Origin of the sequence: Rubrivivax sp. A210 (genome assembly GCF_904426505.1) — a bacterium.
Taxonomy (GTDB): domain Bacteria; phylum Pseudomonadota; class Gammaproteobacteria; order Burkholderiales; family Burkholderiaceae_C; genus Rubrivivax.
Window position 1 is genome coordinate 65,616 of the sequence record NZ_CAJGBN010000045.1, and the last position, 22,278, is coordinate 87,893.

20 protein-coding genes are annotated in these 22,278 nt (G+C 69.6%); 11 read left to right on the top strand and 9 right to left on the bottom strand.

Translation table 11 applies throughout. The features are described from left to right. The first annotated feature begins 19 nt into the window (after positions 1-19). The 8 genes from JMV16_RS18485 to JMV16_RS18520 all read left to right on the top strand — a co-directional run bounded on the left by JMV16_RS18485 (position 20) and on the right by JMV16_RS18520 (position 4,431). On the top strand, positions 20-799 hold the full coding sequence (locus JMV16_RS18485) for an N-acetylmuramoyl-L-alanine amidase family protein (RefSeq protein ID WP_201495777.1): 780 nt from the start codon (positions 20-22) through the stop codon (positions 797-799). A gap of 21 nt (positions 800-820) precedes the next feature. Continuing rightward, the gene (locus JMV16_RS18490) at positions 821-1,447 is read left to right on the top strand and encodes a hypothetical protein (RefSeq protein WP_201495778.1); all 627 of its coding nucleotides are present in this window, start codon (positions 821-823) and stop codon (positions 1,445-1,447) included. Positions 1,448-1,561: 114 nt separating this feature from the next. After that, positions 1,562-1,864, top strand: coding sequence for a ribosomal protein L7/L12 (locus JMV16_RS24625; RefSeq protein WP_411565048.1), 303 nt, complete (start codon positions 1,562-1,564; stop codon positions 1,862-1,864). A gap of 21 nt (positions 1,865-1,885) precedes the next feature. Further along, on the top strand, positions 1,886-2,371 hold the full coding sequence (locus tag JMV16_RS18500) for a hypothetical protein (protein ID WP_201495780.1): 486 nt from the start codon (positions 1,886-1,888) through the stop codon (positions 2,369-2,371). Beyond that, positions 2,368-3,123, top strand: a complete 756-nt coding sequence (locus JMV16_RS18505) for a sulfite exporter TauE/SafE family protein (protein WP_201495781.1) — start codon at positions 2,368-2,370, stop codon at positions 3,121-3,123. Before JMV16_RS18500 ends, JMV16_RS18505 begins: the two co-directional genes overlap by 4 nt. Beyond that, positions 3,120-3,536 (top strand): DUF3052 domain-containing protein, encoded by a 417-nt coding sequence (locus JMV16_RS18510; protein ID WP_236580602.1) that lies wholly within the window; start codon positions 3,120-3,122, stop codon positions 3,534-3,536. The genes JMV16_RS18505 and JMV16_RS18510 overlap by 4 nt, the downstream gene beginning before the upstream one ends. 38 nt (positions 3,537-3,574) lie before the next feature. Next, positions 3,575-4,147 carry a LysE family translocator gene (locus tag JMV16_RS18515; protein WP_310737110.1) on the top strand — a complete coding sequence of 191 codons (573 nt, stop codon included), beginning with the start codon at positions 3,575-3,577 and terminating at the stop codon, positions 4,145-4,147. Positions 4,148-4,167: 20 nt separating this feature from the next. After that, positions 4,168-4,431 (top strand): hypothetical protein, encoded by a 264-nt coding sequence (locus JMV16_RS18520; protein WP_201495782.1) that lies wholly within the window; start codon positions 4,168-4,170, stop codon positions 4,429-4,431. Positions 4,432-4,437: 6 nt separating this feature from the next. Here the strand turns inward: JMV16_RS18520 and JMV16_RS18525 are convergent, their stop codons facing one another. From JMV16_RS18525 to JMV16_RS18540, 4 genes are all read right to left on the bottom strand, one after another. Beyond that, on the bottom strand, positions 4,438-4,659 hold the full coding sequence (locus JMV16_RS18525; protein ID WP_201495783.1) for a cysteine-rich CWC family protein: 222 nt from the start codon (positions 4,657-4,659) through the stop codon (positions 4,438-4,440). Then, a complete protein-coding gene (locus tag JMV16_RS18530) occupies positions 4,656-6,194 on the bottom strand; it encodes a malonate--CoA ligase (RefSeq protein ID WP_201495784.1) in 1,539 nt (512 codons plus the stop codon). Before JMV16_RS18530 ends, JMV16_RS18525 begins: the two co-directional genes overlap by 4 nt. Positions 6,195-6,275: 81 nt before the next feature. Continuing rightward, a complete protein-coding gene (locus JMV16_RS18535; RefSeq protein WP_201495785.1) occupies positions 6,276-7,274 on the bottom strand; it encodes a Bug family tripartite tricarboxylate transporter substrate binding protein in 999 nt (332 codons plus the stop codon). Positions 7,275-7,309: 35 nt separating this feature from the next. Further along, complete coding sequence (locus tag JMV16_RS18540; protein WP_201495786.1) at positions 7,310-8,617, bottom strand: malonyl-CoA decarboxylase domain-containing protein; 1,308 nt, start codon at positions 8,615-8,617, stop codon at positions 7,310-7,312. Between the two features lie 343 nt (positions 8,618-8,960). Between JMV16_RS18540 and JMV16_RS18545 the strand changes: the two genes are divergently transcribed. Together JMV16_RS18545 and uvrA are read left to right on the top strand one after the other, a co-directional pair. Beyond that, entirely contained in the window at positions 8,961-9,692 is a 732-nt protein-coding gene (locus tag JMV16_RS18545; protein WP_201496018.1) for a DUF1194 domain-containing protein, read from the top strand. Positions 9,693-9,820: 128 nt separating this feature from the next. Then, positions 9,821-15,490, top strand: coding sequence for an excinuclease ABC subunit UvrA (uvrA, locus tag JMV16_RS18550; protein ID WP_201495787.1), 5,670 nt, complete (start codon positions 9,821-9,823; stop codon positions 15,488-15,490). Positions 15,491-15,500: 10 nt separating this feature from the next. Here the strand turns inward: uvrA and JMV16_RS18555 are convergent, their stop codons facing one another. The 3 genes from JMV16_RS18555 to JMV16_RS18565 all read right to left on the bottom strand — a co-directional run bounded on the left by JMV16_RS18555 (position 15,501) and on the right by JMV16_RS18565 (position 17,890). Further along, entirely contained in the window at positions 15,501-16,154 is a 654-nt protein-coding gene (locus JMV16_RS18555; RefSeq protein WP_236580604.1) for a sulfite oxidase heme-binding subunit YedZ, read from the bottom strand. Positions 16,155-16,161: 7 nt separating this feature from the next. Then, entirely contained in the window at positions 16,162-17,130 is a 969-nt protein-coding gene (msrP, locus tag JMV16_RS18560) for a protein-methionine-sulfoxide reductase catalytic subunit MsrP (RefSeq protein WP_201495789.1), read from the bottom strand. A gap of 121 nt (positions 17,131-17,251) precedes the next feature. Next, positions 17,252-17,890 (bottom strand): c-type cytochrome, encoded by a 639-nt coding sequence (locus JMV16_RS18565; RefSeq protein ID WP_201495790.1) that lies wholly within the window; start codon positions 17,888-17,890, stop codon positions 17,252-17,254. Positions 17,891-17,946: 56 nt separating this feature from the next. Here JMV16_RS18565 and yihA point away from each other — a divergent pair, with 56 nt between their 5' ends. Then, positions 17,947-18,642, top strand: coding sequence for a ribosome biogenesis GTP-binding protein YihA/YsxC (gene yihA, locus JMV16_RS18570; protein WP_201495791.1), 696 nt, complete (start codon positions 17,947-17,949; stop codon positions 18,640-18,642). A 138-nt stretch (positions 18,643-18,780) separates the two neighbouring features. Here yihA and JMV16_RS18575 read toward each other — a convergent pair whose 3' ends face one another. Next, positions 18,781-20,403, bottom strand: coding sequence for a DUF1631 family protein (locus JMV16_RS18575; protein ID WP_201495792.1), 1,623 nt, complete (start codon positions 20,401-20,403; stop codon positions 18,781-18,783). Between the two features lie 208 nt (positions 20,404-20,611). Beyond that, positions 20,612-22,261 (bottom strand): chaperonin GroEL, encoded by a 1,650-nt coding sequence (groL, locus tag JMV16_RS18580; RefSeq protein ID WP_201495793.1) that lies wholly within the window; start codon positions 22,259-22,261, stop codon positions 20,612-20,614. Positions 22,262-22,278 lie beyond the last annotated feature (17 nt).

Consider the following 22,278-nt stretch of genomic DNA (forward strand, 5'->3'; position numbering starts at 1 on the left):
AGAACAGCGAGGGGAAATCATGGGCATCCAGATTTGCAGCACCGGCCACGGGGAAGTCGACGGGCTGATGCGGCGGGCTTCGAGCCTGAGGGCCTTGTCGGCATCGGAGATCGCCAGGCTGATCAAGGGCATGTACGCCATTCCCGTGCTCGACCCCCGTCGTCTGTCGCAGGCCCAGTCGCTCCTGCGTGGACTGGGGGTGCGCGACCCCGCCGTGTGCCGGCAGATCGAGGCGTTCGCGCGCCTGGATTTCGCCCGCTTCATGCACAGGGTTCTCACCCGCCCTCCCGAGCCGCGCCGGGCTGTGCCCGCCGTGCCCTACCGGATCGACCACATTCCGAGCAGTGCGCCCAAGCAGCGGCGCCCAGGCAAGGCTCTGATCGCCAAGTACCTGACCATCCATTCCACGGGCAACCCGAATTCCAGCGCGCGCAACGAACGATCCTGGTTGACGAACACCGCCAATGACCGCGAGGCCAGCTTCCACGTTGTGGTTGACGAGAGCGAGGCCGTCGAGTGCATCCCCTTGGACGAGGTTGCGTGGCACGCTGGCAGCGGAAACCACAGCAGCATCAGCCTGGAGATCTGCGAGTCGGGCGACAGGGCCAAGACCTTGCGCAATGCCGTTGCGGTGGCGGCCCGGCTGCTGGCCGAGCGGAAACTCGGCACGCAACAGTTGCTTCGGCATGCCGACTGGATGTCCAAGAACTGCCCACGCATCCTGATCGACAAGGACTTCCGGGCGGACAAGAGCCAGACCTGGGAGTGGTTCACCTCCGAGGTGGGCGCGCTGCTGTAGCGCCACGGGCCGGCGGTGTACATGACCCTGATCGACAGTTGCGGCGCTGCCGCGCACCGCAGCGCCAGTGTCGCGCGTTCCCTGGCCCGGCTCGTGGCCACGCTGCTGGCCGCCGTGATGCCGGCGCCGGCACTGGCCGACGCCCAGGCCCTCATCGCCACGGGCGACGAGGCGCTTGGGCATCTGGAGAGACGGGATTTCGCCGGGCTCGGCCGGCAAATCTGCCCCGGGCGCCGGCTCGGCTACTCGCCCTATGCCAGGAACCTGACACGCCTGCCGGTGCGCTGGTTTGACCGTGGGCAGGTGGCAGGATTCGCCACCAGCACCAAGGCCTATTTCTGGGGCCACTACGATGGCAGCGGCAAGAAGATCGTGCTGACACCCTCGGCCTACCACGACAGCTTCGTGCTGGACCGCGCCTACCGGACCCAGGGGCAAAGGCGGCTGCTCGAAGCGGAGAGCCTTCGGCGCGAACCCGAACTCAAGGCGCTGTGGGCGGCCTACCCGGGCGTCAGCCTGGTCAGCTATCGCTACCCGGGAACGCCGCAACTCGGAAACAAGGACGCTCGCGAACTGATCCTGATTCTCGAGGCCAGGGCTTCGGGCGCATGCCTGAGGGGCGTGGCGCACAGCGAGGACACGGTCTAGCCCGCCTCTCACCGGCCTTGCATCCGGCGGGTTCCGGTGGCGCGCCGGGTGCGCGCGGCGCGGGCTGCCACAATGACCGCGGTGGCGTCCCCACTGCCGCCACCGCCCGATTCCATGGCACTTCCCGACCATCCCTTGCCCCACGACGTGCTGAGCGAACTGCAGCGCGCCAACAAGATAGAGGCCATCAAGCGCCTGCGCCAGGCGACAGGGTTGGGGCTGAAGGAGGCCAAGGACGCGGTGGATGCGCACCAGCGCGCCGCGGCGCCGGCCGCCGCACCCGGTGCGCCCGGTGTGCATGGCACACGCCTGGCGCCTGGCGAAGTGCCGCGCCAGCGGCTTGGCAGCTGGCTCTGGACCTTGGCGCTGGCGCTGGCCGCGTTGCTGGCCTTCGCCCTGCTCGGCGGCAAGGCCTAGCCGCTCTTCGCACCGCTGCGCATGCGCATCGTCGGCTGCTTCGTGTTGCTGCTCGCCGGCTGTGCCAGCGACCAACCGGCGCGCCTGGGCACGGCGGCCACAACGCCGCTGTCCGACCTCAACCTCGTGCAGGCGCCCATCCCCGAGGCGCTGGCGCGGGCTCAGAAGGGCCCCTACCAGGTGCCGGACGAACCCGGATGCGCCGTGCTGGCGGCCCAGATCGCGGCGCTCGACGAGGTGCTGGGCCCCGACCTCGATGCCACAGCGACGCCGGCCAACCCCGGCCTCATCGCTCGCGGCGGCGAAGTGGCCGAGGGCGCGGCCTTCGGCGCGATCCAGCGCACGGCCGAGGGCGTGATCCCCTTTCGCGGCTGGGTGCGCAAGCTCACCGGGGCCGAGCGCTATTCGAAGCAGGTCGCCGCGGCCATCGCCGCCGGCACCGTGCGCCGGGCCTTCCTCAAGGGCCTGGGCGGGGCGCAGGCCTGCTTCCAGGGTGCCGGACCGTGAGCGCCGAGATCCTGCTGCTGGCTGCCGGCGCCATCGCGGCCGGCTTCGTGCAGGGTATCTCGGGCTTTGCCTTCAGCATGGTGGCGATGTCGTTCTGGGTCTGGGGCATAGAGCCGCGCGTGGCCGCGGTGATGGCGGTCTTCGGCAGCCTCTGCGGCCAGCTGCTGGCTGCCTTCACGGTCAGGCGCGGCCTCTCGCTGTCCACGCTGGCGCCCTTCCTGGCCGGCGGCCTGGTCGGCGTGCCCATCGGCGTGGCGCTGCTGCCGCATCTGAACCCGGCGCTGTTCAAGCTGGTGCTGGGCCTGGTGCTGGTGGTCTGCTGCCCGGCCATGCTGATGGCCGAGCGCATCCCGCGCATCACCGCGGGCGGACGCGGCGCCGACGGCCTGGTGGGCCTGGTCGGCGGCGCGATGGGCGGCATCGGCGGCTTCACCGGCGTCGTGCCCTCGCTATGGTGTACTTTGCGCGGCTACGACAAGGATTTGCAGCGCTCGGTGATACAGAACTTCAACCTCGCGGCGCTGGCGGTCACGATGGCCGGCTATGTGCTCAGCGGTGCCGTCACGGCCGACATGCTGCCCCATTTCGCCATCGTGCTGCCGGCCCTGGTCGTGCCCTCGTTGCTGGGTGCGCGTGTCTACCGCGGGCTCAGCCCGCTGGCCTTCCGCCGCGTCGTGCTGGCGCTGCTGTCCTGCGCCGGGCTGGCCATGATGGCCGGCTCGCTGCCCTGGTTGACGGGCCTGCTGCAATGAGCACCGCGCCCGCCGGCTACTCGGGCACGCCGCTGGCGCGCAAGCTGGGCATCAAGGCGGCGATGCGCGTGGTGCTGCGCCATGCACCCGCAGGCTATGCCGACTGGCTGGCGCCGTTGCCGCAGGGGGTTGAATTTGGCAGCCGCGCCAGCGCCACCACCCAACTCGTCCACCTTTTCGTCGAGCGCCGCGCGCTGCTGGCCGAGGAACTGACCGGCCTGCGCCGCACACTGCCGGTGGATGCCGCGGTCTGGGTCTCCTGGCCCAAGAAGGCATCGAAGGTGCCTACCGACATCACCGAGGACACCATTCGCGAGCTGGCACTGCCGCTGGGCCTGGTCGACATCAAGGTCTGCGCCGTCACCGAGGTCTGGTCGGGGCTGAAGCTGGTGCTGCGCAAGGAGCTGCGCTGAACCCCCTGTTCTGGCAATCGCTGTGGATCGGTCTGTCCATCGCGGCGCCGGTGGGGCCCATAGGCCTGCTGGTGATACAGCGCACCCTGGGCCACGGCGTCGCGGTGGGTCTGGCCACCGGCCTGGGGGCGGCGGTGGCCGATGCCGCCTATGGCGCGCTGGGTGCCTTCGGCGTCAGCGCGCTCATAGCCCTGCTGCAGCAGCTGCGCCTGCCGCTGGCACTGGTGGGCGGCGCCTTCCTGCTCTGGCTGGCCTGGCGGACCTGGCATGCGGCGGCGCCGCGCCAGAGCGCACAGATCGAGGCCGCGCCGGCCTTGCTGCCCTCGTTTGCCGGCACCTTTGCGCTCACGCTGTCCAACCCGGCCACCATCCTCTCCTTCATCGCCATCTTCGGCGCCCTGGCCGGCCAGGGCCAGCCAGCCTCGCCGGGGTGGATGGTGCTGGGCGTGCTGGCCGGGTCGGCACTGTGGTGGCTGCTGCTGTGCGCCGCGGTGGGCCTGCTGCGCAGCCGCTTCGACGCCCGCGCCCAGCGCGCGGTGGGCCGGGTCTCGGCGCTGATGCTGGCGGCCTTCGCGCTGTGGCAGTGGGCCCGGCTTCTGGGCCCGGCCTAGCGCCGCGCTACCATGGGGCCATGCTCAAGACGGTCATCATCCTGCTGGTCGGCGTGGCGCTGGCCTTTGTGCTGAACCCCGGTCCCGAGGCCCACCGCGACAAGCTCAAATCGGAGATCGCCGCACGCAACCAGCTTGCCGGCGTGTTGCAGATCGGCGCCCTGGCGGCCTTTGCGTCCACCTACCACACGCTGGGTGTGGCCTCGTACACAACCCTCAACGAGCGCCGCGTCACCTTCGGCGCCTTCGGCATCGTCTTCGTGCCCGACTTGGGCACGAACTGAGGCCAGTCAGCCCGCAGATGGCGCTGGCGCTTCGGCGGCTGCGGCTTCGCGCAGGCAGGCCAGGCAGAGGCAGCCGCTGTAGGCGCCGCGCAGGCGGGCCTGCAGCGCCGGGCTCAGCGTCAGCGTGGTGCAGGCGCAGGGCCCGGGCAGGGCAGCGCCGCAGCTGAAGGCGCCGCCGCAGCGCGGGCAGCGGTCGGGAGCGCCGGTGTCCGGCTCACTCTCGCTCACGCCGCGAACAGCCCTCGGTGCTGGTCGCGCAGCAGGTTCTTCTGCACCTTGCCCATCGCATTGCGCGGTAGTTCGGCGGCCATGAAGACCTGCTTGGGCACCTTGAAGTTGGCGATCTGTCCCTTGAGCGCGGCCACGATGGCCGCGCCGTCCAGGGTAGCGCCGGGCCGCGCCGTCACCACCGCCACCACGGCCTCGCCGAAGTCGGGGTGGGGCACGCCGACCACGGCCGATTCGGCGACGCCGGGCATCTCGTTGATATAGCCCTCGACCTCGGCCGGGTAGACGTTGTAGCCGCCGCTGATGATGAGATCCTTGCTGCGGCCGACGATGGTGACGTAGCCGTCGGTGTCCATCTTGCCGACATCGCCGGTCTTGAACCAGAGATCGGTGGTGAATTCGTCGGCTGTCTTCTCGGGCATGCGCCAGTAGCCCTTGAAGACGTTCGGGCCCTTGACCTCGATGCCGCCGATATCGCCAGTTTGCAGCGGCATGCCTTTGTCGTCGTGGATGCGCAGCTGCACGCCCGGCAGCGGTGGGCCCACGGTGCCGCCGCGGCGCGCGTTCTCGGGGCGGTAGGGGTTGCTGGTGAGCATGGTGGTCTCGCTCATGCCATAGCGTTCGAGGATGGTGTGGCCGCTGCGCACGCGGAATTCATTGAAGGTCTCGATCAGCAGCGGCGCCGAGCCGCTGACAAAGAGCCGCATGTTTCGGCAGGCTTCTCGGCTCAGGCCAGCCTCGGCCAGCAGGCGCACATAAAGCGTGGGCACGCCCATGAAGACGGTGGCCTCGCCCAGGCGCTGCGTCACCGCGCGGGCATCGAAGCGGCCGAACCAGATCATGCGGCTGCCATTGAGCAGGGCGCCATGGCTGGCGACGAAGAGGCCGTGGACGTGGAAGATGGGCAGGGCGTGGATGAGCACATCGCCTTCCTGCCAGCCCCAGAAGCTCTTGAGCACGCGTGCGTTCGACAGCAGGTTGCCATGGCTCAGCATGGCGCCCTTGCTGCGCCCGGTGGTGCCGCTGGTGTAGAGGATGGCAGCAAGGTCGTCGGCGCGGCGCGCCACCACCTCGTGCGTGTCGGGCATCAGCGCGGCGCGCGTCAGCAGGCTGCCGCTGCGGTCTTCGTCGAGCGTGAAGACATGGGTCGTGCCGCGCTGGAAGGCCAGCTTGCTGATCCAGCCGAAATGGCGGCTGACGCAGACCAGCATCGCCGGCTCGGCGTTGGCGATGAAGTAGTCCAGCTCCGACGCCTGGTAGGCGGTGTTCAGCGGCAGGTAGACATGGCCGGCGCGCAGCACCGCCAGGTAGAGCATCAGTGCCTCGACGCTTTTCTCCACCTGCACCGCGATGCGCGAGGCTGGTGGCAGCCCCAGGCTGGCGATCAGATTGGCCAGCATGGCCGTGCCGCGCTCGAGGTCGCTCCAGGTGTAGAGCAGCGGCGCCGGCGTGTCGGCGGTCTCGATGGCCACGCTGTCCAGCGCGGCCGGGAAGGCCTCGCGCAGCGCGGCGTAGAGGTTCTCGTTCTTCTTCATCGGCTCAGTCCTCTCATGCGAGACATGCTCTGCCCTTCGCCAGGTACCGGACGGTCCGCAGGGACTGCCCGGTGTGCGCGCTCAGTCCAGCTTGGCCCCCGAGTTCTTGACCACGTCGGCCCAGCGTTTGATCTCGCTGTCGACGAAGCGGCCGAAGTCCTCGCCGAAGAGGTTGGGTGTGACGGTGCCAAGGCCGGTCCAGCTGGCTTTCAGGTCGTCGCCATTGAGCGCCTTGCGCATTTCGGCGGCCATCGCGGTGGTGATCTCGCGCGGCGTGCCCTTGGGCGCCCACAGGCCGTACCAGGTGGCTACCTTGTAGGTTGGTACGCCGCCCTCGGCGGCTGTGGGCAGGTCAGGGAAGCCCGGGGCGCGCTGCGTCGAGGCCACGGCGATGCCGCGCAACCGTCCGCCCTTGATGTGGGTGGCGCTCGAGCCCAGGCCGTCGAACATCAGGTCGACCTGGCCGGCGATCAGGTCTTGCAGCGCCGGGCCGGCGCCGCGGTAGGGAATGTGGGTGATGAAGGTCTTGGTCTGCAGCTTGAACAGCTCGCCCGCCAGGTGGTGCGAGGTGCCATTGCCGGCCGAACCGTAGTTGAGCTTGGCCGGGTTCTTGCGGATGAATTCGAGCAGTTCCGGCAGCGTCGTGGCCTGTACGCGCTGCGGGTTGACGACGATGACCTGGGGCACGCTGGCGATCAGGCCCACGGGCACGAAGTCGGTCTGGATGCTGTAGTCCAGCTTCGGGTACATGCTGGGCGCGATGGCGTGGTGTACCGCACCCATGAAGAAGGTGTAGCCGTCGGGTGCCGACTTGGCCGCGATGCCGGCGCCCAGGGTGCCGCCGGCTCCACCCTTGTTGTCGATGACGAACTGGCGGTTCAGGTTGCGGCCGAGGGCGGCGAACAGCGGCCGCGCAAAGGCGTCGGTGCCGCCGCCGGGCGGGAACGGCACGATCACCGTCACCGGCTTTGCCGGCCAGGCACCCTGGGCGCGCACCCAGGGGGTGGCGAGCGTGGCGGCACCGGCGGCTGCGGCAATCAGGGCCTGGCGGCGGCCGGGGGCAAAGGGCGGTCGGTTCATGGCGTGGGGAGTCTCCGTGTGGATTTTCGAGCGTGTCAGCCGGGCGTGGCGATGGCGCGCGAGCGCACCACTTCGCCTTCGCGAAACTTGGCATGGCTGGCCTCGACCTGGTCGAGGTCGTAGAGGTAGTTGACCATCATCCCGAAGGATTGGCGCAGGCCCTTGCCCGACATGTTGCCGCGCAGGTTGAGGCGCTCCAGCCGGGCGCCGTTGTCGAGGTGGAAGCGCGCCACCGGGTCGCCGGCCGCCGTGGGCGAGACCCAGGCCAGGTAGGCGCCGCACAGCAGTTGCAGTGCCGCGGCGGCAGCGCCGTCCATGTGCTCGTGGACGGCCGGCCCCTGCAGTGCGCCGAGGTCGCCGTCGCAGCGCTCGCGCAGCAGCTCGCGCGCCGCCTCCAGATCGAGCACGGCCGGCTTGTCCAGGCCGGCCAGGGCGCCGAAATCGGGCTCTGCCAGCAGCCAGGCGGCGAGGCCGGGGATGGGTGAGAGGGTGCAGAAGGTGCGCAGCCGCGGCAGCTCGCGCTGCAACTGCTCGGCCACCGTCTTGATGAGGAAGTTGCCCAGCGAGACGCCGCGCAGCCCGGGCTCGCAATTGCTGATGCTGTAGAAGGCGGCGACGCGAAAGCGCTCGGCCGGCAGTGGCACGCTGGCCTTGTCGATGAGCGGGGCGATGGCCGCCGGCATCTCGGGCAGCAGCGCCACCTCGACGAAAATCAGCGGCTCGTCCTCCAGCTGCGGGTGGAAGAAGGCGAAGCAGCGGCGGTCGGGCTGCAGGCGGCGGCGCAGGTCGTCCCAGCCGTCGATGGCGTGTACCGCCTCGTGGTGGATGATTTTTTCGAGCAGCTGGGCCGGCGAGTTCCAGTCGACCCGCTTCATGCGCAGGAAGCCGGGGTTGAACCACGACGTGAGCAGGTGCAGCAGGTCGGCCTCGATCACCGCCAGCTCCGGCCGCTGCTTCAGGCGCTGCAGCAGGGCGCGGCGCAGTCGCAGCACGGCGGCCGTGCCGCCAGGCATGCGGTTGAGGCGACGCAGCAATTCCTGGCGCGGCGGCTCGATGGCCTGCATCAGCGGCATCAGCGTCGGCGCGCCGGGCGCCGCGGCATAGGCCTGGGCCAGTGCCAGCACGGCCTGCGGGTCGGGGCTCAGCTCGCCGGCCAGGTAGTCGAAGAAGCCGTCGAGCTGGTCATCGGCCAGCGTCTCCAGGCGGTCGATCAGCTCGCGCGCCAGCGCCATGCCGCCGAGCTCGCCCTTGCCCGAGAGAAGGCGCTGGGCACCCTGCCGCATGCGCCTGAGGGTTCGCGCCGTACGCTGGCGCGCGGCGGCCTGGCGGATGTCGTCGAGCATGGTGGGGCGGGCGGCGGAGGGGGTTTTCGATGGTAACGAGGCCGGCCCGTCGCGCGGGGCCTGCGGCGCCAGTGAAATCCCGCGCCCGGAGGCAAGGGCCGCATCCTCTCTTGGAAGGTGTCGAACTTCTTGGCATCGCAAGGCTTGAGCCCTATCTGTTACAGGCAGCCTGTGTCAAGGAAAACCCGGCAAGTATTGATGGCCAAAGACTTACTTCAAATTAGGGGTAGGCCGTGGACGGGGAATTGCATGCAGACGGGTACGTCTGCTGATGCGGCAGTAGGGCCAGAAGACGAGACATTCAACAAACCGAACCCCATTCCCCCACCTGGAGGACATCGACATGAGTCTGACTAAGCTTGCCGCCGCGGCGGCCCTCGTTCTTGGCGCGGCCAGCGCGCAGGCCGCACCCACCGTGGCGCTCTATCTCACGATGGATGCCTCGGGCAGCATCGACGCCACGGAGATGTCGCAGCAGAAGTCTTCGTACGTCAACGCGCTGAATGCCCTCTTCACGGCTGATCCCAGCCTGTTCGGCAAGGTGGCCATAGGCGGCGGCATCTTCGGCCGCGATTTCAGCCAGTTCTTCGCGGTGACGGCGATCAACAACGCCGGCAATCTGGCCGCCCTGACCTCCGCCATCAGCGGCCTCAGCGATGCCATTGCCGGCCGCGGCATCACCACCACCAACACCGCCATCGGCGACGCCATCACCGCCTCGAAGGACCGGCTGGTGGCCTACGAGCAAAGCCTGCTGGCCGACATCAAGCTCGTCATCGACGTCACCACCGACGGCCTGAACAACTTCGGTTCGAATCCCAACACGGTCGCCAATGCGCTGCAGCCCAACCCCATCGATGCCGTCAACTGCCTCGGCATCGGTGCCGGTGCGGATTGCAGCTGGGTCGCCGGCGCCGGCAACAACTTCGGCAGCGCCACCAACTTCCAGACCCTGGAAGCCGCCCTGCAGATCAAGCTGCGCCAGGAGATCAACCGCACGCCGGAACCCGGCACTCTGGCCCTGGTGGGCCTGGCCATTGCCGGCCTGGGCTTCGGCGCCCGCCGCCGCGGCTGAGCCAGCGTTTCAGGGCCCCGCCGGGAGGCGCGGCCCATGGACACAAGGGCGGCTTTGCCGCCCTTGTTTCGTCAGGGAAGACCCTGGGCACCTCTAGAATGCCCCGCCTTCAACCCCCGAAGGCCCGCATGTCGTCCGGTCTCATCCGCATCCGTGGTGCGCGCCAGCACAACCTCAAGAATCTCGACCTCGACATCCGCACCGGCGAGCTGACGGTGGTGACCGGCCCCAGCGGCTCGGGCAAGAGCAGCCTGGTCTTCGACACCCTCTATGCCGAGGGCCAGCGCCGCTACGTCGAGACCTTCAGCGCCTATGCGCGCCAGTTCCTCGACCGCATGGACCGCCCGGCTGTCGACCGCGTCGACGGCGTGCCGCCGGCCATCGCCATCGACCAGACCAACCCGGTGCGCACCAGCCGCAGCACGGTCGGCACGATGACCGAGCTGAACGACCACCTCAAGCTGCTGTTCGCACGCGCCGCCCAGCTGTTCGACAGCCAGACCGCGCTGCCGGTGCGCCACGACACGCCGGAGACCATCTACGCCGACCTGCTGGCGCGCGCCGCCGCCGCGGGCGACCCGCGCCTGGTGTTCAGCTTTCCGATCGAACTGCCGGCCGACACCACGGCCGAGCAGCAGGAGCAGTGGCTGGCGGCCAGCGGCTTCACGCGTGTGCAGGGTGAGCGCGTGGACGGCACGCGCAAGATCCTCGACGTCGTGGCCGACCGTCTGCGCCTGGCCGGCGCCGAGAAGGTGCGCGTGCTCGAAGCCATCGAGATGGCCATCAGGCGTGGCGGCGGGCGCTTGACGGTGCATGTGGGCGAGGGCGGCGCCGAGGCCCTGTGGCGCTACAGCACCGGCCTGCACTGCCCCGAGAGCGACCGCCGCTATGCCGATCCGCAGCCGGCGATGTTCAGCTTCAACAGCGCCTATGGCGCCTGCGAGACCTGCCGCGGCTTCGGCCGCGTGATCGGCGTCGACATGGGCCTGGTGATCCCCGACGTGCGCAAGACGCTGCGCAACGGCGCCATCAAGCCGATGCAGACGCCGGCCTGGAAGGACTGCCAGGACGACCTCGTCAAGTACGCCGGCGAGGCCGGCATCCCGCGCGACACGCCCTGGCAGAGCCTGACGCCGGCGCAGCGCGACTGGGTCGTCGAGGGCACGCCGCACTGGAGCGGCAACTGGAACAAGCAGTGGTATGGCGTGCGCCGCTTCTTCGAGTACCTGGAGAGCAAGGCCTACAAGATGCACATCCGCGTGCTCTTGTCCAAGTACCGCAGCTACACGCCCTGCGGTGCCTGCGGCGGCGCGCGGCTCAAGCTCGAGGCCCAGCTCTGGCGCCTCGGCGACAAGCCCGGCGCCGATGCCGTGCTGCCGCCTTCGCAGCGCATCCTGCCGGTGGGCGCGGGCTGGGGCCGCGAGCAGCTCGAAGCCCTCCCGGGCCTGGGCCTGCCCGACCTGATGCAGCTGAGCATCGCCCGCCTGCGCCGCTTCTTCGACGGCCTGAGCCTGCCTAGCAGCCTGCTCGACGAGGCGCTCAAGCTGCTGCTGGACGAGGTGCGCACGCGGCTGAAGTACCTCTGCGACGTCGGCCTGCACTACCTGACGCTGGACCGCCAGAGCCGCACCCTCAGCGGCGGCGAGGTGCAGCGCATCAACCTGACCACGGCGCTGGGCACCAGCCTCGTCAACACGATGTTCGTGCTCGACGAGCCCAGCATCGGCCTGCACCCGCGCGACATGGGCCGCATCGTGCAGGCCATGGAGCGCCTGCGCGACGCCGGCAACACGCTGGTGGTGGTCGAGCACGACCCGGCCGTGATGCTGGCCGCCGACCGCCTGATCGACATGGGCCCGGGCCCCGGCGAGCGCGGCGGCAACATCGTCTTCGACGGCACGCCCGACGAGGCACGCCGCGCCGACACGCTGACCGGCGCTTACCTGGGCGGGCGCAAGCAAGTCGGCCTGGGCTTCAGGCGGCCGGTGGAGGCCGGCACGCCGCGCCTCATCGTCGAAGGCGCGCGTGAGCACAACCTCACCGGCGTGACGGTGGAGTTTCCGCTGCAGCGCCTGGTGGCCGTCACCGGCGTCAGCGGCTCGGGCAAGAGCACGCTGATCCAGGACGTGCTCTACCCGGCGCTGGCGCGCCATTTCGGCAAGGCCACCGAGACGCCGGGCGACCACGAGCGCCTGCTCGGCGCCGACCTGTTGAGCGACGCCGTCTTCGTCGACCAGAGCCCCATCGGCAAGACGGCGCGCAGCAACCCGGCCAGCTATGTGGGCGCCTTCGACGAGTTGCGCAAGATCTTTGCCGAGGCCGGCCTGGCGCGCGAGCGCAGCTACACGGCCGGCACCTTCAGCTTCAATGCCGGCGACGGCCGCTGTCCCACCTGCGGCGGCAGCGGTTTCGAGCACGTCGAGATGCAGTTCCTGAGCGACGTCTACCTGCGTTGCCCCGATTGCGACGGCCGCCGCTACCGGCCCGAGGTGCTGGACGTGAAGCTGCTGCGCGGGCCGCTCTCGCTGTCCATCGCCGACGTGCTGGATCTCACCGTCGCCGAGGCTGCGCACTGGTTCCAGAATGACCGCGAGGTGGTGGCGCGGCTGCAGCCGCTGGTGGACGTGGGCCTGGACTACGTGCGCCTGGGTCAGCCCGTGCCCACGCTGTCGGGCGGCGAGGCGCAACGCCTCAAGCTGGCCGGCTTCCTGGCCGATGCCGCCGCCAACCCGCGCCAGCCGGTGGCCAGGAAGGGCACGCTCTTCCTCTTCGACGAGCCCACCACCGGCCTGCACTTCGACGACATCGCCAAGCTGATGCGCGCGCTGCGCAAGCTGCAGGCGGGCGGGCATTCGCTGCTGGTGATCGAGCACAACCTCGACGTCATCCGCGCCGCCGACTGGATCATCGACCTCGGCCCCGAGGGCGGCGAGGAAGGCGGCGAACTCGTCTGCGCCGGCACGCCGGAAGACCTGAAGGCCCATCCCAGCTCGCACACCGGCCGCGCGCTGCGCGAGTACGAGGCGGCGTTGGGTCTGGGCCTGGCGCTGGCCGAGGAAGGCCGGCCGCTGCAGAGCGTGATCAAGGCCCGCCGCGTGCGCAGCGCCGAGGACGACAGCATCCGCATCGTCAACGCCCGCGAGCACAACCTGCAAAGCCTGAGCGTGGACATCCCGCGCGGCAAGTTCAGCGTCGTCACCGGCGTCAGCGGCTCGGGCAAGAGCACGCTGGCCTTCGACATCCTCTTCAACGAGGGCCAGCGGCGCTACCTGGAAAGCCTCAACGCCTATGCGCGCAGCATCGTGCAGCCGGCCGGCCGACCCGAGGTGGACGCGGTCTACGGCATCCCGCCCACGGTGGCCATCGAGCAGCGCCTGAGCCGCGGCGGACGCAAGAGCACAGTGGCGACCACCACCGAGGTCTGGCACTTCCTGCGCCTGCTGTGGGTGAAGCTGGGCCTTCAGCACTGCACGCGCGACGGCTCGCCGGTGCGGGCGCAGAGCGCCGACAGCATCGCGGCGCAGTTGCTGCGCGACCACCGGGGCGTCCACGTCGGCCTGCTGGCACCGCTGGTCATCAACCGCAAGGGCGTCTACACCGATCTCGCGCGCTGGGCCCTGATGCGCGGCCACACGCACCTGCGCGTGGACGGCGAATTCATGCCGCTGCGGCCGTTTCCGCGCCTGGATCGCTTCAAGGAACACACCATCGAGCTGCCGGTGGGCGACATCGTCGTCAGCCCCGAGCACGAGGCCGAACTGCGCGCACTGCTGGCCAAGACGCTGGAGTTGGGACGAGGCGTGCTGCACCTGCTGCACCCGCTGGACGGCCTGGCCGAGGCCATGGAAGAGGGCGGCGGGCGCGGCATCGGCCGCCTCGAGATCTTCTCGACCAAGCGTGCCTGTCCGACCTGCGGCACCAGCTATGCCGAGCTCGACCCGCGCCTGTTCAGCTACAACAGCAAGCATGGCTGGTGCCCCGGCTGCGTCGGCACCGGCCTGGCGCTGACGCGCGAGCAGCGCAAGGCCTATGACGACAGCGTGCGCGACGATGACAGCAAGGGGCGCGAGCAGAGCTTTCCCTCGGAGGAGGCCGAGGTCGAGGGCGTGGTCGATGCGCCCTGCGCCGAGTGCGGCGGCCTGCGGCTGAACGCCATCTCGCGCGCCGTCACCTTTGAAGGCCGCGCCATCGGCGACATCGCGCGCCTGTCGGTGCACGAGGCGCGGCAGTGGGTCGATTCACTGACATTGGGCGGCCGCGACGCCGAGATCGCCCGCGACGTGGTGGCCGAAATCAAGAGCCGCCTGGCCTTCCTGGCCGACGTGGGCCTGGGCTACTTGACGCTGGACCGCGCCGCGCCCACGCTCAGCGGCGGCGAGGCCCAGCGCATCCGCCTGGCGGCCCAGCTGGGCAGCAACCTGCAGGGCGTCTGCTATGTGTTGGACGAGCCCACCATCGGCCTGCACCCTCGGGACAATGCCATCCTGCTCGGCGCACTGGCGCGGCTGGGCGCGGCCGGCAACACGCTGGTGGTGGTGGAGCACGACGAGGACACGATCCGCCGCGCCGAGCACCTCATCGACATCGGCCCCGGCGCCGGCAAGCGCGGCGGGCGCCTGGTGGCCCAGGGCACGGCGGCCGATCTGTCGGCGCAGGCCGATTCGGTCACCGGCCGCCTGCTCGCCCAGCCGCTGCGCCACCCGCTGCAGGCGCGTCGCCAGGTAGACGATGACACGCCCTCGCTGTGGCTGCGCGGCGCCCAACTGCACAACCTGCGTGGCCTGGACCTGCGCGTGCCGATGGCGCGCCTGGTGGCCGTCACCGGCGTCAGCGGCTCGGGCAAGAGCACGGCGGCGCGCGACGTGCTGCTGGCCAATGTGGCCCAGGCCGTGGCCCAGCGCGGCAGCGCCGCCGGCCGCGACGCGCTGGCGGCAGGGCGCGGCCTGCCCTGGGTGGGCTGCGACAGCCTGGCCGGCTACGAGCCCATAGACCGCGTGCTCGAGGTCGACCAGACCCCCATCGGCAAGACGCCGCGCAGTTGTCCGGCCACCTACATCGGCTTCTGGGACGCCATCCGCAAGCTCTTCACCGAGACGCTGGAGGCGCGCGCCCGCGGCTATGGCTCGGCCCGCTTCTCCTTCAACACCGGCGACGGCCGTTGCCCCGGCTGCGAGGGCCAGGGCCTCAAGACCATCGCGATGAGCTTTCTGCCCGATGTGAAGGTGGCCTGCGACATCTGCCACGGCGCCCGCTTCAACCCCGAGACCCTGGCGGTGAGCTGGCGCGGCAAGAGCATCGGCGACGTGCTGCGCATGGAGGTCGACGAGGCCGTGGCCTTCTTCGCCAGCATGCCGGCCATTGCCCACCCGCTGCAACTGCTGCAGGACGTGGGCCTGGGCTACCTGACCCTGGGCCAGCCCTCGCCCACGCTGAGCGGCGGCGAGGCCCAGCGCATCAAGCTCGTCACCGAGCTGAGCAAGGTGCGCGACGACGTCACCCGCCGCGGCAACCGCGCGCCGCGCACGCTTTATGTGCTGGACGAGCCGACCGTGGGCCTGCACATGGCCGATGTCGAGAAGCTGATCCGCGTGCTGCACCGCCTGGTCGACGGCGGCCACAGCGTGGTGGTGATCGAGCACGACCTCGACGTCATCGCCGAGGCGGATTGGGTGATCGATCTCGGTCCCGAGGGCGGCAGCGCCGGCGGCCGGGTGGTGGTGGCCGGGCCGCCGGAGGCGGTGGTGGCGGCGGGCTCGCACACGGGCAGGGCGCTGGCGCCTGTGTTGGCGCGGGGGTGAGAGCGGCTTTTCAGCCGCGCAGCCGCCGCCACAGTCGCCAACCCAGCAGCGCGCCGATGATGGCTGCATACACCGCCACCTCGGCGAAGTTCTGCTTGGCCGCGCGCATCCAGAAGAAGTGCAGGATGGCCAGCAGCGCCACCGCGTAGACGCTGCGGTGCAGCGCCTGCCAGCGCGCCCCGCCCAGCGCCTTGATGGCGCGGTTGAAGGACGTGGCGGCCAGCGGCAGCATCAGCAGCAGGGCCGCCGAGCCGACCAGGATGAAAGGGCGCTTGGGGATGTCGGCGAGGATGGCAGCCACGTCGAAGCCCATGTCCAGCCAGGCAAAGCACAGGAAGTGCAGCACTCCGTAGAAGAAGGTGAAGAGCCCCACCATCCGCCGCAGCCGCGCCAGCGCAGGCAGGCCCAGTGCCTGGCGCAGCGGCGTCATGGCCAGCGTCAGGCACAGGAAGCGCAGCGTCCAGTCGCCGCTGGCGCGTATCAGCGCCTCGGCCGGGTTGGCGCCCAGGCGGTTGGCGAAGGCGGCATAGACCAGCCAGGCCAGCGGCAACAGGGCGGCGGCAAAGAGCAGCGGTTTGGCTGCCGGGTGCAGCAGCCTGCGGTTGGCGCCGCCCAGCAGGCCCGGTGGCACGGGGCGGCGCGCTGCCCCCTGGGCCTTGGGCATGGCCGGCTTAGTAATGGCGCTTGAGGTCCATGCCGGCATAGAGCTGCCCCACTTGCGGCTCGTAGCCGTTGAACATCAGCGTAGCCCGGCGTTTGGAGAACAGCGTGTCCTCGCCGATACGGCGCTCGGTGGCCTGGCTCCAGCGCGGGTGGTCGACCTTGGGGTTCACGTTGGAAAAGAAGCCGTACTCGCTGGGGATGGCGCTTTCCCAGCTGGTCTTGGGCTGCTTCTCGACGAAGCGGATCCTGACGATGGACTTGCCCGACTTGAAGCCGTACTTCCAGGGCAGCACTGCACGTACCGGGGCGCCGTTCTGGTTGGGCAGCACCTGGCCGTACATGCCGAAGGCCAGCAGCGTGAGCGGGTGCAGGGCCTCGTCCATGCGCAGGCCTTCGACGTAGGGCCAATCGAGTGAGCCGCCGCGCAGGCCCGGCATCTGCGCCTTGTCGGCCAGGGTCACGAACTGCACGTACTTGGCGTTGCCGGTGGGCTCGACGCGCTTGATCAGCTCGGCCAGCGAATACCCCACCCAGGGGATGACCATGGACCAGCCCTCGACGCAGCGCAGGCGGTAGATGCGCTCTTCCAGCGGCGCCAGCTTGAGCAGGGCGTCGATGTCCCAGGTGCCGGGCTTCTTCACCTCGCCCTCGATGGCCACGGTCCAGGGGCGCGTCTTCAGCGTGTGGGCGCGCGCTGCGGGGTCAGCCTTGTCGGTGCCGAACTCGTAGAAGTTGTTGTACGAGCTGGCGTCGGCCTGCGAGGTCGGCTTGTCCATCACCAGGGCGCCGGCCACGCTGCTCTTGGCGCCGGGCAGCGGCGCCAGGGCCTGCGGCCCCTGGGCCCATGCCGGCAGGGCGGTGGCGGCAGCGCCGGCCAGCGCCGCCTGCATCAGTTGCCGACGCGAGAGGTAGACCGGCTGCGGCGTGATCTCCGACGCCACCGGATGGACGAAGCCGCGGTCTTGAAGGTAATGCATGGGTGCCTTGTAGCGGATGTGATCGGTGGTCGGTCGGCGGAGCCCGGAACTTACATCGGCATCGTGTGCAGGCATGAAAAAGGCCGGTGCAAGACCGGCCTTGGTGCAGGGCGATGGCGGCTCAGCGCAGGCCAGCCATATAGTCGGACACGGCCTTGATCTCGCGGTCGTTCAGGCGTGCCGCGATGCCGGTCATGGGCGTGCTGTTGGCGCGCGTGCCGGCGCGGAAGGCGAGCAACTGGGCCTCGGCGTACTCGGCGTGCTGGCCGGCCAGGCGGGGGTATTGCGCGGGCAGGCCGGCGCCGTTGGGACTGTGGCAGCCGGCGCAGGCGGGCACCTGCTTGCCGGCGATGCCGCCGCGGTAGATCTGCTCGCCCAGCAGCACGGTGTCCTTGCTCTGCGCCGCGCCCGGCTGGGCCTGCTTGCTGGCGTAGAAGGCGGCGATGTGCTTCATGTCCTCTTCGCTGGCGATGGTCATCGCCATGCCGGTCATCACCGCGTTCTTTCGCTTGCCCGACTTGAACTCGGTCAGCTGCTTGACGATGTAGTCGGCGTGCTGGCCCGCCAGGATGGGGTTGACCGGCGCGCCGCGCGAGCCGTCCTGCATGTGACAGGCGCCGCAGGCGGCGGACAGGGCCTGGCCCTTGGCCGGGTCTGGCTTGAAGGCCGGGGCGGCCTCGGAGGCCAGCGCGGCTTGGGCCACCAGGGCCAGGCAAAGTGCCGAGAAAAGCGACGAGAGGACGGTCAGGGGCGGCTTCATGCGGGGCCTTCGGAAGAACTGGTGGGGTGACAAACCCATCAATTTTACAATGCACCATGACGCCACCCCTACAACCCCGGCCCGCGGCCGTCCAGATGGCACCCGATGCGGCCGCCGTTGCCCTGGCCTGGCTCCACGGCGCGCGCTTTCTCACCACCGCCAGCAAGCTCGACCAGCTGCCCGGCGGCGAGCTGCCCGAGATCGCCTTCGTCGGCCGCAGCAACGCCGGCAAATCCACCGCCATCAACACCCTGGCCCAGCAGAAGCGCCTGGCCTTCGCCTCCCGCACGCCTGGCCGCACCCAGCACATCAATCTCTTCGAGGTCGGCCCCAAGGATGCGCCCGACGCCCTGCTGGCCGACCTGCCGGGCTACGGCTATGCCTCCGTCGAGCGCACCGCCAAGCTGCGCTGGCAAGAGGTGATGGCCGACTACCTGGCGCTGCGGCGGCCGCTGCACGGCGTGGTGCTGATGATCGATTCCCGCCTCGGCTTCACCGAGCTGGATCGCAACCTGCTGGAATTCCTGGCGCCGCGCCTGGGCGGCGGCGAGGTGCGGCTGCTGGCGGTGCTGACCAAGTCCGACAAGCTCAACCGCGCCGAGGGCGCGCGTGCGCTGGCCGCGGCCCAGGAACTGCTGGGCGGCATCGCCGGCGAGAGCAGTGACATCGGGGTGACGCTGTTCTCGGCCCTCAAGCGCGAGGGCGTGGGCGACGTCGCCGAGACCTTGCGCGGCTGGGTCCACCCGGCCTGATACGGATTCGCCTTCAACCGTCCAACGTCGTTGGGTCGCCTCGCCGTGCTGGCGCACGGTCTTCGGCTCCCCGCCTGCCAATACGGTCGAATGCGAACCCGCATGAGGTGTCGCCGGCGCGCGTGCCGGCGGGGCTGATCAGCCGGCGCCGCCGCCCTGTTGCAGCTGTTCCTGTACGCGGCGGGCGGCGCTGGCGACGATGGCGCGCTGCTTCAAGTCCTTGAGCAGCTTGTTGCCGTGCATCATCAGGAGCGCGCTGCGCCGCACCACCCAGGTGGCATCGGAGGCGCCATCGCCGAAGAAGAGGATTTCGCGCTTTGTGCCCGCCCACAACAGCTGCGCGTGTACCCAGCGGCCTTGCAGGAACATGCGCACCCAGTCGCCGACCTGGAGCTGGGCAATCCAGCGCTCGGCCGTGCTCAGCGTCTGCTGGGGCGGGGGGTCCATCAGATCGGCCGGCACGGTGTCGAGGTGGGGGATGTCGAGGGCGCCGTTCATCGTTGCCGGCCCGGCGCGGCCACTCACCATCTGTTCCTCGAGCTTATGCAGCGCGCCCAACTGGCTGGCCACGCCGGTGAGGCGCCGCGTCAGCCGCTTGTGCAGGTAGGTCTCCAGGCGTTCCAGCGACCATCCGTAAAGCTGCACGGTCTGCTCGGCCTCGCTCGCGAGCTGGTCGATCGTCGCCTTGGCCTGCTTGAGCAGCATCAGTCGCTCGGGATCGCCGAAGTCGGGCGTCATCTCGGAGGCGTAGACGAGGCGGTTGACGTAGCGCCACAGCGGGTGGCGGTCGTGGTCGAACAGGCCTGGGTCGCGCAGCGCCAGACGCATGGCCGGCGTCTGCAGGCGCGCCACCAGCAAGGCCACGTCGGGCTTGACCCGGGTGTCGGCGAGCACGGCCTCGAACAGGCGCTTCACCAGTTCCACCGCCTGGCGGTCGGTGTGCTGGCCAGCCCCCGCGCCGCCCAGAGCAGCCTGGCGAGCGAGGCGGTTGCCGCCACGGGGCTCGGCATTGATGTCGTCCGGCATGGCGTCGCGGATGCTGCGCATGTCGGGTGGAACCGAGCTTTCGCCCATGCGGCCATGGCGCGTGCGCGAGCCATTGGGCAGGATCAACGTGCGGTAGGCGGCGGGCTCGATACCCTGGGACTCAAGCCGCGAACTGGCCGCCGCATAGGCGGTGCGCAGCAGCTGCGCCAGCGGCGTGGAGGCGTGGCGCATGAAGTTGAGCTGCTGGCCGCGTGCGCTGGGCAGCGCCTGCGAGGCCGCCCACAGCGCGCGTGCAAAGGTTTCGGCGCGGAAGGGGTTGTGGTCGCGCGACATCTCGAGATCGCCCACCAGCGAGGCGACGAAGGTGCGCAGTTCGCGCAGCTCGAACTCGGCGACGTTCTTGATGGCTTCTATCGTGTGCGAGAGCTGGACATCGAGCGCCACCTCCTGCTCGTCGACCAGGGCCAGATCCTGGGTCTTCATATCGGCCACCGGCCCGGCCGGCAGGCTTTGCGGCGCCGCCTGCCGCGCGATCTCGGCCGCGGTCTGTTCGCGCAGCGAATGCACGAAGTAGTCGGCCATGCGGTGATGCAGGGACTTCAGTGCCTGCATCAGGTCGGCTGCAGCCTGGCGCTGGAAGGGCTCCAGGCTCGGCAACGACTGGCGAGCGCGCTCAACCGTCGCATCGATGAGCTGGTCGAACAACAGCGGGGCGCGCAGCATCTCGTCCTCGACGAACTGCACCAGGGCCCGGGACGAGTGCGGGGTGGTCATAGGGGTGTCATTATCGGTGGCGGTGTAAGCAATGTTCCTTGGGGTGAACGTGTGTTACTGCCCATCGCGGGCCTCCGTTACCCGCCTTTCGCGCCGCCGCGTGCCCAGCAAAAAGGCCCACGCACCCTGGGGTGCGTGGGCCCTGGCTTGTGCTCCGGCGCGGCCGGCGGGCTCGAAAGCCTGCCGGTCGCGGCGTCGCGCGGCCGGCTTACATGTCCATGCCGCCCATGCCGCCCATGCCGCCCATGCCACCGGGCATGCCACCGCCGGCCGACTCTTCCTTCGGCGCTTCGGCAACCATGCACTCGGTCGTCAGCATCAGGCCGGCCACCGAGGCGGCGTTCTGCAGCGCGGTGCGGGTGACCTTGGTCGGGTCCAGAATGCCCATCTCGATCATGTCGCCGTAGGTGCCGTTGGCGGCATTGAAGCCGTAGTTGCCCTTGCCGGCGAGCACCGCGTTGATGACGACGCTGGGCTCGTCGCCGGCGTTGGCGACGATCTCGCGCAGCGGCTGCTCGACGGCGCGCAGCACGATCTTGATGCCGGCTTCCTGGTCGTGGTTGTCACCCTTGATGGTGCCCGCGGCCTGGCGGGCACGCAGCAGGGCCACGCCGCCGCCGGCGACGATGCCTTCTTCCACCGCGGCACGCGTGGCGTGCAGGGCGTCTTCGACACGCGCCTTCTTTTCCTTCATCTCGACTTCGGTGGCAGCACCGACCTTGATGACGGCCACGCCGCCGGCCAGCTTGGCCACGCGCTCTTGCAGCTTCTCGCGGTCGTAGTCGCTGGTGGCTTCCTCGATCTGGACGCGGATCTGCTTGACACGCGCCTCGATGTCGCCAGCGGCTCCGGCGCCGTCGATCAGGGTGGTGTTCTCCTTGCCCACTTCGACGCGCTTGGCCTGGCCGAGGTCGGTGAGTTGCACCTTCTCGAGCGTGAGGCCCACTTCCTCGGCGATGACCTTGCCGCCGGTGAGGATGGCGATGTCTTCCAGCATGGCCTTGCGGCGGTCACCGAAGCCCGGGGCCTTGACGGCCACGACCTTGAGGATGCCGCGGATGGTGTTGACCACCAGGGTGGCCAGGGCTTCGCCTTCGACTTCCTCGGCGATGATCAGCAGCGGACGGCCGCTCTTGGCCACCTGCTCCAGCGTCGGCAGCAGGTCGCGGATGTTGCTGATCTTCTTGTCGTAGAGCAGCACGAACGGGTTGTCGAGGATCGCGCTCTGCTTCTCGGGGTTGTTGATGAAGTAGGGCGACAGGTAGCCGCGGTCGAACTGCATGCCCTCGACGATGTCGAGCTCGTTGTTCAGGCTCTTGCCGTCTTCGACGGTGATGACGCCTTCCTTGCCGACCTTGTCCATGGCCTTGGCGATGATCTCGCCGATGGACTCGTCGCTGTTGGCGGAAATGCTGCCGACCTGGCTGATTTCCTTGCTGGTGGTCGTGGCCTTGGACGACTTCTTCAGCTCCTCGACCAGGGCCGTGACGGCCTTGTCGATGCCGCGCTTCAGGTCCATCGGGTTCATGCCGGCGGCGACGAACTTCATGCCTTCGCGGATGATGGACTGGGCCAGCACGGTGGCGGTGGTGGTGCCGTCGCCGGCGGCGTCGCTGGTCTTGGAAGCGACTTCCTTGACCATCTGCGCGCCCATGTTCTGGAGCTTGTCCTTGAGCTCGATTTCCTTGGCCACCGAGACACCGTCCTTGGTGACGGTGGGGGCGCCGAAGCTGCGCTCGAGCACGACGTTGCGGCCCTTGGGGCCCAGCGTGACCTTGACCGCGTTGGCCAGGATGTTCACGCCTTCGACCATGCGGTGACGGGCGTCAGCGCCAAAGATGACGTCTTTTGCTGCCATGTGTGTTTCTCCGATTC